Below are 10,954 nucleotides of genomic sequence, written 5' to 3' on the forward strand. Positions count from 1 at the left end.
CCCCGCGCGGGGAGGAGGGCCGTTCGAACGGGGGCTGGGCGTCGAGCGTCTGCGCGAGATGCCCGGGCCCGCCTCAGCGGGCGCGGCGGCGCAGGCGCTCCACGTCGGCGATGAGGACGGCGCGGGCCTCGAGCCGGATCCAGCCGCGGGAGGCGAAGTCGGCCAGGGCCTTGTTCACCGTCTCGCGGGAGGCGCCGACGAGCTGGGCCAGCTCCTCCTGGGTCAGACCGTGGGCGACCATCACGCCGTCGTCGGTCTGACGGCCGAAGCGCTGGGCGAGGTCGAGCACGTTCTTCGCCACGCGACCGGGCACATCGGCGAAGACCAGGTCCGCGAGGGACTCGTTGGTCTTGCGCAGACGGCGCGCGAGCGAGGCGAGCAGATGGCGGCCCACCTCCGGACGCTGCGCGAGGACGCGGTACAGGTCCTGCTGCGAGAGGGAGTACAGGGTGGACTCGGCCACGACCGTGGCCGTCGCGTTGCGCGGCGCGGGATCGAAGAGGGAGAGCTCGCCGAGGGTCTCGCCCGGGCCGAGCACCGCGAGCAGGTTCTCGCGGCCGTCGCCCGAGGCGTGGCCGACCTTCACCTTGCCGGAGCCGATGATGAAGAGCCGATCGCCCGGATCGCCCTCACGGAAGATGATGGCGCTGCGGTGGTAGTCCTCCTGCTTCATCGACGCCAGGACCGCCTGCTTGCCGTCCTCGTCGAGCGCGGCGAACAGCGGCGACGACCGTACGATGTTCTCGTCCACGGAACCTCCTGGATGTGGGGTCCCGATCTTCCGGGACCGTGCTGTGCAACCTGTGGCGGACGCCACGTTCAGCGGTGGCGGCTGTCACATGATGGTCAAACACTATCGCGCTCGCGGCGTCATGGCCCATCTCCGAGGAAGGGAGACGCCTCCGGCATGTCGAGCAGGTCGTCCCACCGCCCCGCCGCGGCCGCCTCCGGGGCCCCCGCCGACGCGGGTCTCGTCGCGGCCCGGCTCGAGCGCCTCCACGTCGGTGCGCGCACCGAGCTCGACCACCGCGACGCCTTCGAACTGCTGGTCGCGACCGTGCTCTCCGCACAGACGACCGATGTGCGCGTCAACCAGGTCACCCCCGGACTGTTCTCCCGCTGGCCCGGCCCGGCCGCTCTCGCCGAGGCCGACGAGGACGCGGTCACCGAGCAGGTGCGCCCGCTCGGGATGGGCGCGACCCGGGCGCGTCGGATCATCGGCCTCTCCCGTGCGCTGCTCGTGGACCACGACGGGGAGGTGCCCGACGACCAGGCCGCGCTCGAGCGGCTGCCCGGCGTCGGCCGGAAGACCGCGCACGTGGTCCGCGGGGCCTGGTTCGGCCACTCCCTGCTCGCCGTGGACACGCACGTGGGGCGGCTCTCGCGCCGGCTCGGCTGGACGACGGCCACCGACCCGCGAGCGGTCGAGGAGGACGTCGTGGCGCGGGTGGAGGCCGACGGCACGGGCGCCGACGCCGAGGACCTCACGATGCTCGGGCTGCGCCTGATCCTCCACGGCCGCCGCGTCTGCACGGCGCGGGCGCCCCGCTGTGGGGAGTGCGTGCTGGCCGACCTCTGCCCGAGCGCGGGGGAGGCGGCATGAGCGCGGCCGTCCCGTCGGCCGAGGGGCTTCCCGACGGGGCCGGCTTCCTCGCCCCGCTCGCCGAGCGGGCCCGGCGCGGGGACGTGCTCGTGGAGCGTCGGGACGGACGCGGCTCCCCTCCGATGCCGACCGACGGCGGGCGGCGCAGCGCCGTGCTCATCCACGTCGCCGGCACGGATCTGGCCGACGCCCGGCTCGTCCTCGAGGAGCGCGGCCACCGCCTGCGCTCCCAGCCCGGCCAGTTCTCCCTGCCCGGAGGGAAGCGCGACCCCGGCGACCGCGACGATGTGCACACCGCGCTGCGGGAGGCGGAGGAGGAGACGGGGCTGGACCCCGCCGACGCGCACGTGCTCGGCGCCTTCGCCCCGATCCCGATGCCCTGGCGGGGTCAGCTCGTGATCCCGGTGCTGAGCTGGTCCGCCGAGGTCCCGCCGCTCGGGGTGCAGGACCCGATCGAGGTCGAGCGCCTGGTGTGGGCGCCGTTGACCGGGAGCGACTCCCTCGACGACGCCGCGCTGCGGCGACGCGGCCGGCTGAACGGGCACGACGTCGGCCCCGTCTTCGAGCTGCCCGAGGACGCCTTCGTCTGGGGCTTCACGGCGATGATCCTCGAGCAGGTCCTCGCCGGGCTCGGCCTCGATCCCGTCCCGGCCGACGCCCCGACCCGCGAGATCCCGCCCGAGCGCCGGCGCTGAGCGGGGGCAGTGCCGTCCCGTCGTGCAGGGTGCTGCGCTGCGCCGTCGGCCTGTCGGGCCCTGCCCGCGCCGTCGTGTCGTTCCCTGCGGTGGCCGTCGTCACCTCGCAGGAACCCGCTCGCCGCTGCCGGCCTGCTCGCGATAGCATGGAGTGTTGCCGGACCCGCTCCGGCAGCCTCCCGGGTGGAGGCGGCCGGCACGCCGGTCCGCATGCGCCCGGGATCCGAGAATCTCCCCACGACGACCACCAGATGAGGAATGGGATCCAGGTGCCACGAGGCAAGGTGAAGTTCTACGACGCCGAGAAGGGCTTCGGCTTCATCCTCGACGACGAGGACGGTCAGAGCGTGTACGTGCACGCCACCACCCTGCCCGAGGGGGTCACGACCCTCCGTCCCGGCGCCCGCGTCGAGTTCGACATGGTCGACGGCCGCCGCGGCCCGCAGGTGCTCTCCCTGCAGCTGCTCGAGCCCGCGCCGTCGGTCGCCCGCGCCCGCCGCCAGAAGCCCGAGGACCTCGCCGTCATGGTCGAGGACCTGATCCGGCTCCTCGACGACGCCGGCACCGGGCTGCGCCACGGCCGCTACCCCGATCGCGGCCATTCCCAGAAGATCGCCACCGTGCTGCGAGCCGTCGCCGATAACTTCGAGGCCTGAGATGACGTCCCCGACCACCGCCCCCCGCCGTCCCCGCACCGCACGTCCGACGCTCGACGCGGTCGCCGCGGCTGCCGTCGAGCTCGCCCGCGAGGCGCTCGAGGACGTCACCGAGCCCGGACAGGTCGGTGAGCACCTCCGCGTCGAGGCGACGGGGGAGCGGCTGGTCACGCACGTCTTCGAGTGCACCATGCCCGGCTACCGCGGCTGGTCCTGGGTGGTCGTGCTGGCCCGCGCCTCCCGTGCGAAGGCCGCGACCGTCGCCGAGACCGCGCTGCTGCCGGGCGAGGACGCGATCCTCGCCCCCGCCTGGGAGCCGTGGTCCGAGCGTCTGAAGCCCGAGGACGTCGGTGCCGACGACCTGCTGCCCTACCGGGAGCAGGACGAGCGGCTCGAGCAGGGCTACGAGGCCACCGGCGACGAGGACGAGGACCGCGTCGCCCTCTGGGAGCTGGGACTCGGCCGCCCCCGCGTGCTCTCGCAGGAGGGCCGCGGCGAGGCCGCCGAGCGCTGGCAGGCCGGCGAGTTCGGCCCCCGCCAGACCTCCTCCCGCGGGCGCAAGGGCACCGTCCCCGCGAGCTGCACCAGCTGCGGATTCCTGATGAAGCTCTCCGGCTCCCTGCGCTCCGAGTTCGGCGTGTGCACCAACGAGTGGTCCCCGGCCGACGGCCGCGTGGTCCACCTCGGCTACGGCTGCGGCGCCCACTCCGAGACCGGGCAGGACGACGGCGAGCCCGAGATCCCCCGCGGCGCTGGCGTGATCGTCGACGAGCTCGACGTCGAGGTCGTCGACGACGAGAAGGCCGCCGCGGACGCGACCGCACCGGCCGACGGTGCCGGGGCCGAGGGGTCCCAGGCCGAGGACGCCGCCCAGACCGGGGGCTCGCACGCCGAGAGCAGCTCCGCCCCGGCGGACGTCGCGCTCGTCGAGCCGGCCGCCGAGCCCGCTCCGGCTGATGCCGCGTCGGCAGAGCCGGCTGCCGAGCCCGCGCCGGTCCAGGAGCCGGAGCAGGTCTCGCAGGAGCAGACTCCGACGGAGCACCCGGCCCTGTCCTTCGACATCCCCGAGGCGGACTCTCCCGAGGACTGATCCCCGGACTCGGGCCGGCGGACCGCTTCCCCGCAGCTCACGTGCGCCCCTGTTCCAGAACCGGAACAGGGGCGCACGTGACGTCGCGGCGACCTCCAGGCGAGGGCGCGAGGGGCGGATCCGGCCCGGTGCCCGGCGGGGTCAGCGCTGGGAGACGGCGATCCGGGAGAGCAGCGCCTCGACCGCGAGCAGCGGAGGCACGTTCCCCGCGATCCGCTGACGGGCCCCCTGCACGGCCTCGAGCAGAGCGAGGGTGGAGCGGCCCGTGCCGTGCGCGGCGGCCTGCTCGATCTCGCCCGTCACGTCGACGTTCACCAGCTCCGACCCGGTGGCCAGCTGACGGCTCAGCACGTCGCGCAGCACCGAGTGGACATCCAGCAGGTACCGGTCCAGCACGTCACGGACCAGACGGGTCTGGCGCCGCTTGGCGTCCTCCTCGAGCTGGCGCATCTGGGAGCGGAGCGAGGGCGGCACCTTCCCGTCGTCGATCCCGGCCGAGCGCAGGAAGCGCTCCTTCTCCTCGAGCGCGACCTGGTCCGCGTGCTCCTTGGCCTCGGCGGTCGCCCGCTCGACGAGGGTCTGGGCGGCGAGCACGGCGCCGCCGGCGGTGCGCAGGGCCAGCAGCGTGCGCGCCGACTCCACCCGTGCGCCGAGGGCCCCCTCCTGCGTCGCGTAGCGCAGCGCGAGACCGATGTGGCCCTGGGCGGCGCGCGCCGCACGCAGTGCCAGCTGGTCCTCGATCCCGTCGCGGCGGCGCAGCAGCTCCGCGACCACGTCGGAGTCCGGGACCGTGAGGGTCACCAGGCGGCAGCGGGAGCGGATGGTGGGGGCGAGGTCCTCGGCCGAGGGGGCGCACAGCATCCACACCGTCGACGGCGGCGGCTCCTCGATCGACTTCAGCAGCACGTTGAAGGTGCCCGCGGTCATGCGGTCCGCGTCCTCGACCACCAGCACCCGGTGCCGGCCCGTGGCGGGGGCGCGCTGCGCGGTCATCACCAGCGAGCGCACCTCCTCCTTCGCGATGGAGAGCTTGTCGGTGGCGACGACGGTGACATCGGGATGCGTCCCCGCGAGGGTGGTGCGGCAGGCCGGGCACTGCCCGCAGCCGGTGCCCTGCTCGCACTGCAGCGTCGCGGCGAAGGCCCGGGCCGCGGTGGAGCGGCCGGAGCCGGGCGGACCCGTGATCAGCCACGCCTGGGCGAGGGAGCCCTCCGGGGAGGCGGCGCGGCGGAACTGCGCGACCGCCGCGTCCTGGCCCACGACGTCGGCCCACACGCCGGGCGCGTGCGGGGCCCCGGCAGCCTGCGCGGCCGCGGTCACTGCTCGTCCCGGTGCCGGGGCGGCGGCACCGGCTCGAAGGTCGGGTCGAACAGGCTCAGCACCTCGGCGACGGAGGCGAGCACCTCCGCGTGGACCTCCTCGCGCGGGCGGGTCCCGTCGATCACGGCGTAGCGCTCCGGATCCGCGCGGGCGAGCTCGAGGAACTCCTCGCGCACCGCCTCGTGGAACTCCAGGCCCGCGCTCTCCAGGCGGTCCTTGCCGGCGGGTCCGCGCCGCTCGTCCAGGGCGCTGGTGGGCACGTCGAGCAGGATCGTGCGATGGGGCAGCAGCCCGTCGACCGCCCACAGCGACAGCCCCGCGATCTCCTCCGGCGAGAGCTCGCGCCCGGCGCCCTGGTAGGCGACGGAGGAGTCGAGATACCGGTCCCCGAGCACGAGCCCGCCGCGGGCGAGGTGGGGGCGGACGACGGTCGCGATGTGGTGGGCGCGATCCGCGGCGTACAGGAGCGCCTCCGCGCGGGGCTCGACGTGCTCCCCGTGCAGCAGCAGCTCGCGGATGCTCTCGCCGAGCGGCGTGCCGCCCGGCTCCCGGGTGGTGAGGATGAGGTCCTCGGCGACGGAGCGCTCGGTGACCAGGTGGTCCCGCAGCATCCTCATCTGGGTGGACTTCCCGGCGCCGTCCCCTCCCTCGAAGGAGATGAACACGCCGCGGCGGGGCGGGTGGGTCGCGGGGATGCGCAGGGAGATGCTGTGCAGCGCCGGTGCGTGCCGTGCCGCGGCCTGCAGGGCGTCCTCGTGCGGCGCGGGAGCGGGCTCGGTGCGGCTCATGCGCCCTCCTCCCCGGGGTAGACGACGCCGAGCGCGGCGCGGACGGCGTCCATCGTCCCCATCACCGACAGGGTGTCCGCCCAGCTCATCAGCGGGGACTCGAGCTCGCCGGCGGTGATCCGTCGGGCGGCCTCCGCGATCTCGTACGCCATCCCGTCGCGGGGCGCGCCAGGATGCTCGAAGGACGCGGAGCGGCCGTCGAGCAGCTCGACGGTGAGCGTGCCCGGGGCGTAGAACGGACCGGTCAGACGGGCTGTGCCCGCGGTGCCCGCGACGACCGCCTCGGCCGGGGTGCGGGTGCGCAGCGTGGTGCCGAGCCGCGCGAACCCGCCGCGCACGCCCCGGGCGAGCAGGCCGAGCGTCGCGTCGACGCCGGTGGGGGTCAGCTCCCCGCGCACGACGGGGTCCTCGAGATCGCCGACCACCATCTGCGCGAAGGAGATCGGGTAGACGCCGAGGTCCAGCAGCGCCCCGCCGCCGAGCTCGGGAGCGTTCATGCGGTGGGAGGGGTCGGTGGGCATGGCCTGGCCGTGATCGGCCGCGACCTCGACGATCTCGCCGAGCAGGCCGGCCTCGAGCACGCCGCGCAGCAGGTCGTACTGCGGCAGGAAGCGCGCCCACATCGCCTCCATCGCGAACACGCCCCGCTCCCGGGCGAGGTCGAGCAGGTCGCGGGCCTGCGCGGTGTTCAGGGTGAACGCCTTCTCCACCAGCACCGGCACGCCTGCCTCGAGCACCGGGCGGGCCAGCTCGTGGTGCTGGGCGTGCGGGGAGGCGATGTACACCGCGTCGATGCCGCCCGCAGCGAGCATGCCCTCGACGCTGTCGAAGGAGCGCTCCGCACCGTGCTCGGCCGCGAAGGCCGCGGCCCGCTCGGCGGAGCGGGAGACGACCGAGACGATGCGCGAGGCCGTCGCCCGATGGGCGGTGTCGGTGAACTGTCCGGCGATGTGGCCGGGGGAGACCACGCCCCAGCGCAGACCCGGCGCCGAGGCCGGATCGGGGACGGAGGGCTCGGGCAGGACCAGCGCGGTCGGGGCGGCGCCGCGGGTCTCGTCGGTCTGGCTCATGGGTCCAATCTATCGAGCGTCCCCGACACCACGGGGGTGCCGGGGACGCTGTGGATGCGGTTGCGCCGATGGCTGAATCGGAGGACCGCATGCCGGGGCAGGGGTCCGGTCGACGGCTCGGCCCTGCGCTCGGCCCTGCGCTCAGCCCTTCACCGAACCCGCCGTCATACCGCGCACCAGGAAGCGCTGCAGGGAGAAGAACACGATCATCGGGATCACCATCGACAGGAAGGCGCCTGCGGTCAGCAGCTCCTCGCCCTGTCCCTGGGTTCCCAGCATCTGCTGGAGGTCCACGATGATCGTCTTGTTCCCGCCGCCGCCAAGGAACAGCTTCGCGATGAGCAGGTCGTTCCACACCCACAGGAACTGCAGCGTGGCGAAGGCGGCGAGGGCCGGCATCGACATCGGCGCGGCCAGCTTCCAGAAGGTCTGGAAGTGCGAGGCGCCGTCGATCTTCGCGCTCTCGATCACCGAGTTCGGGAGCGTGGCCATGTAGTTGCGCAGCGTGTACACCGCCAGCGGCATCCCGAAGCCGGTGTGCAGCAGCCACACCGCCACGAACTGCCCGTTGATCCCCAGCCCGCGCGGACCGAGCAGATCCAGCATGGGCTGGAACGCCACCTGGATCGGCACCACCATCACCGCGACGATGAGGATGAACAGGAGCTCGCGGCCCGGGAACCGCATGAAGGTGAACGCGTACGCCGCGAAGGCCGCGAACATGATCGGCAGCACCGTCGCCGGCACCGCCACGACCACCGAGTTCAACAGCGAGGACCCCGCCGTGGTGGACTCGAACAGCCGCTCGTAGTTCGCCAGCGTCCAGCCGGCTCCGAAGGGGTTCAGCAGCGCGTCCCACCACCCCGTCGAGGCGACGTCCTCGCGAGTGCGGAACGAGGTGACCAGCAGTCCGATCGTCGGTACGGTCCACAGCAGGGCCAGCACCACCATGGTGACGATCGCGAGCAGGGAGCGGGGACGCCCGTCCTTCATCGTGCCCATCATCGGTTCGCCTCCTGCGCCTTGAAGGATCGCACCTGGTAGACCAGGATCGGGATGATCAGCACCAGCAGCACCACCACGATCGCGGAGGACTCCCCGGCCTGGCGCTCCACGAACAGCTTGCGGAAGTACAGGTTGGCGATGACGTCGGTGTTGTCGCGGCCGTTGGTCATCACGTAGATGATGTCGAAGACCTTCAGCACCAGGATCAGCACCGTGATGAACACGGCGAGCAGGGTGGGGCGGACCTGCGGGAAGATGATCTGCCAGAAGATTCGTGCCTCGCCGGCGCCGTCCATCCGGCCCGCCTCGACGGTGTCCTCGGGGACGCCCTTGATCGCGGAGCTGATCAGCACCATCGCGAAACCCGTCTGCAGCCAGACCAGGATCACCATGAGCAGCAGCGAGTTCAGCCGCGCGGTGTCGATCTGGAGCCAGGCCTGGGGCTCGCCGCCGAGCGCCACCACCACCGCGTTGAGCAGGCCGGTCTGCGCGGTGTCCGGCGGGCGGAACGCGTAGATCAGGCCCCAGATGGTGGAGGCGCCGACGAAGCTGATCGACATCGGCAGGAACACCATCGACTTCGAGACCCGCTCACCGGTGGTCGAGAGCTTGTCCGCCAGCACCGCGACCGCGAGACCGAAGGCGACGGTGATCAGCGGGACGATGAGGATCCACAGGAAGTTGTTCAGCATGGCCTGCCAGAACTCCGCGGAGCCGAAGATCGCCCCGTAGTTCGCCAGGCCCACCCAGTCGGTGGAGTCGGCGTTCGCGAAGGAGTACACGATCGTCTGCACCGTCGGATAGATGAGCATCAGGCCCAGCAGCGTCAGCGCCGGCAGCAGGAAGGCGTAGGGGATCAGGCCCTCGCTGAGCCGGGAGGGGAGGCCCTCGATGATCATGTTCAGGAAGCGGAAGAACACGACCGCGCCGCCGATGCCGAACACCAGGCCCAGCGCGCCGATGAGCAGCTTGGAGTGCAGGAACCACTGCGGGTAGTAGGCGAAGGCGAGGAAGGCGTTGCACACCAGCCACACCGTCGCCACCAGGCCGATCGCCCCCAGGATCAGCAGCGCCGGACGGGCGGGGGATCCCGCCCGTCCGCGCGGCGTGATCGCCGAGGAGCCCGAGGAGCGGGTCGCCGCGGCGGTCATTGCGGCCACCCCGCCTCGATCTCGTCGCACACCTGCTGGGCGCTCTTCGATCCGTTCAGCCACTCGACCATGCCGGTCCAGAAGCTGCCGCCGCCGATGGCGTTGGGCATGACGTCGGAGCCGTCGTAGCGGAACACCTCGGCGTTCGAGGCGATCTCCGCGACGCGGCGCGTGGTCTCGTCGGCGTAGTGCGAGGCGTCGAAGGTCTTGTGCGGGCTGAGCCAGCCGCCGGCCTGCGCCCATTCGATGCCGAACTCCGGGGAGGTCAGGAACTTCATCAATGCGACCGAGTCGTCGTTGAGGGTGAACAGTGCGGCGAGGTCGCCGCCGCCCAGGATCGGCTGTCCCTCGAAGCCGCCCTCCCAGGGGGGCATCGCGAAGACGCCGACCTCCTCGTCCATGTTCGCCAGGATGTCCTCCGGGAGGAAGCCGGTGACGAAGTTGCCCTGCCGCACGTACATCGCCCGGGACGGGTCCTCGAACAGCGGCAGCGGGGCCTCGGAGAAGGGCGTGTTGAGGATGGTGGTGGGTCCGCCCAGCACGTTCCCCTCGGTCTTCAGCAGCTCGCCGAGGATGTCGAAGACCTCGACGACCTCGGGGGAGTTGAAGGGGATGCGGTGGTAGATCCAGTCGTCGTAGAGGTCCGGGCCGTGGACCCGGAGCATGAACTCCTCGAGCCAGTCGGTGCCCACCCAGCCCGTGGCCTGATCGGCGTTCCAGCCGTCGGACCACGGGGTGATGCCCGTGTCCTTGATCTCGGCGGCGATGGAGTAGAGCTCCTGCATGGTGGCGGGCTCGGTCGAGTAGCCGCCCTCCTCGTACGCCTTCTTCGGGTACCAGATGAGGGACTCGCACGCCATCCTCATCGGGGCGCCGTAGACGCGGCCCTGGTAGCGGGCGGAGTCGAGGAAGCCCGGGATCAGGGTCGAGTTCAGCGAGTCGTAGTCGAGGAAGGCGTCGATCGCCGTGATGTGCCCCTGCGCGGCGAGGTCGAAGAGACCACCCGGCTGGGGGAAAAGTGCCACGTCAGGGGCGTCGCCGGAGGCCACACGCTGCTGGATGGTGGTGGTGAAGTCCTGGTCGGGCGAGTACTGGACGGAGATCCCCGACTCCTCCTCGAAGGCGGCGAGCGAGGCCATGAGGGCCTCCTCCTCCTGACCGCCGAAGGCGCCGAGGACGCTGACGGTCCCGGGACCGGGGACCTGGCCCTCCACGTACTTCTCCGCACCGCCTCCTCCGCCTCCGCGGGACGGGTCGGGGTTCTGCAGGCATCCGGTCACGCCCAGCGCGGCCGCAGCGGCCGCGCCCCCGGTCATGACCGTGCGCCGACTCGGGCATCGATCCATGAGTTCACTCCTTCGTGAGTCCGCTTCGAGCACGTGAGCTCACTGTAGGCCGGAGATGCCGGGCAGGCGTGGTCTCGGTGCTCCCGACCGCCCGTCGATGCGGGGATGTGACCCCGCAGTGCGCGGTACTGACCGCTTGGACGGCGAGCCCCGGCGCTCCGCGCACCCACGGTGAGCACATGCGGGGCCCCGCCCTCTCCCGGGGGAGGGCGGGCGGGGGCCGTGGGGCG

Annotated in this window: 11 protein-coding genes; 4 read left to right on the top strand and 7 right to left on the bottom strand. The window is 72.6% G+C overall.

Annotation, left to right across the window (positions count from 1 at the left end; genetic code table 11):
- Positions 1-73: 73 nt before the first annotated feature.
- Entirely contained in the window at positions 74-751 is a 678-nt protein-coding gene (locus HMPREF3159_RS01120) for a Crp/Fnr family transcriptional regulator (RefSeq protein ID WP_010549522.1), read from the bottom strand.
- Between the two features lie 156 nt (positions 752-907).
- Between HMPREF3159_RS01120 and nth the strand changes: the two genes are divergently transcribed.
- The 4 genes from nth to HMPREF3159_RS01140 all read left to right on the top strand — a co-directional run bounded on the left by nth (position 908) and on the right by HMPREF3159_RS01140 (position 4,044).
- Positions 908-1,603 (top strand): endonuclease III domain-containing protein, encoded by a 696-nt coding sequence (gene nth / locus HMPREF3159_RS01125; RefSeq protein ID WP_010549523.1) that lies wholly within the window; start codon positions 908-910, stop codon positions 1,601-1,603.
- Complete coding sequence (locus HMPREF3159_RS01130; protein ID WP_010549524.1) at positions 1,600-2,298, top strand: NUDIX hydrolase; 699 nt, start codon at positions 1,600-1,602, stop codon at positions 2,296-2,298. Before nth ends, HMPREF3159_RS01130 begins: the two co-directional genes overlap by 4 nt.
- Before the next feature lie 269 nt (positions 2,299-2,567).
- Positions 2,568-2,954, top strand: coding sequence for a cold-shock protein (locus HMPREF3159_RS01135; RefSeq protein ID WP_053916106.1), 387 nt, complete (start codon positions 2,568-2,570; stop codon positions 2,952-2,954).
- Position 2,955: 1 nt separating this feature from the next.
- The gene (locus HMPREF3159_RS01140; protein ID WP_070499203.1) at positions 2,956-4,044 is read left to right on the top strand and encodes a DUF3027 domain-containing protein; all 1,089 of its coding nucleotides are present in this window, start codon (positions 2,956-2,958) and stop codon (positions 4,042-4,044) included.
- A 141-nt stretch (positions 4,045-4,185) separates the two neighbouring features.
- On the opposite strand, the gene HMPREF3159_RS01145 is transcribed toward HMPREF3159_RS01140, so the two are convergent.
- The 6 genes from HMPREF3159_RS01145 to HMPREF3159_RS01170 form a co-directional block, all read right to left on the bottom strand.
- On the bottom strand, positions 4,186-5,364 hold the full coding sequence (locus HMPREF3159_RS01145; protein WP_070499205.1) for a DNA polymerase III subunit delta': 1,179 nt from the start codon (positions 5,362-5,364) through the stop codon (positions 4,186-4,188).
- On the bottom strand, positions 5,361-6,152 hold the full coding sequence (gene tmk / locus HMPREF3159_RS01150; RefSeq protein WP_083305736.1) for a dTMP kinase: 792 nt from the start codon (positions 6,150-6,152) through the stop codon (positions 5,361-5,363). The genes HMPREF3159_RS01145 and tmk overlap by 4 nt, the downstream gene beginning before the upstream one ends.
- Positions 6,149-7,222, bottom strand: a complete 1,074-nt coding sequence (locus HMPREF3159_RS01155; RefSeq protein ID WP_083305737.1) for a Gfo/Idh/MocA family protein — start codon at positions 7,220-7,222, stop codon at positions 6,149-6,151. The genes tmk and HMPREF3159_RS01155 overlap by 4 nt, the downstream gene beginning before the upstream one ends.
- Before the next feature lie 141 nt (positions 7,223-7,363).
- Positions 7,364-8,227, bottom strand: a complete 864-nt coding sequence (locus tag HMPREF3159_RS01160; RefSeq protein ID WP_070499207.1) for a carbohydrate ABC transporter permease — start codon at positions 8,225-8,227, stop codon at positions 7,364-7,366.
- A complete protein-coding gene (locus HMPREF3159_RS01165; RefSeq protein WP_070499208.1) occupies positions 8,224-9,378 on the bottom strand; it encodes a carbohydrate ABC transporter permease in 1,155 nt (384 codons plus the stop codon). Before HMPREF3159_RS01165 ends, HMPREF3159_RS01160 begins: the two co-directional genes overlap by 4 nt.
- A complete protein-coding gene (locus HMPREF3159_RS01170; RefSeq protein WP_070499210.1) occupies positions 9,375-10,724 on the bottom strand; it encodes an ABC transporter substrate-binding protein in 1,350 nt (449 codons plus the stop codon). The genes HMPREF3159_RS01165 and HMPREF3159_RS01170 overlap by 4 nt, the downstream gene beginning before the upstream one ends.
- Positions 10,725-10,954: the final 230 nt, after the last annotated feature.

The organism is Brachybacterium sp. HMSC06H03, from assembly GCF_001807385.1.
GTDB classification, from domain to species: domain Bacteria; phylum Actinomycetota; class Actinomycetes; order Actinomycetales; family Dermabacteraceae; genus Brachybacterium; species Brachybacterium conglomeratum.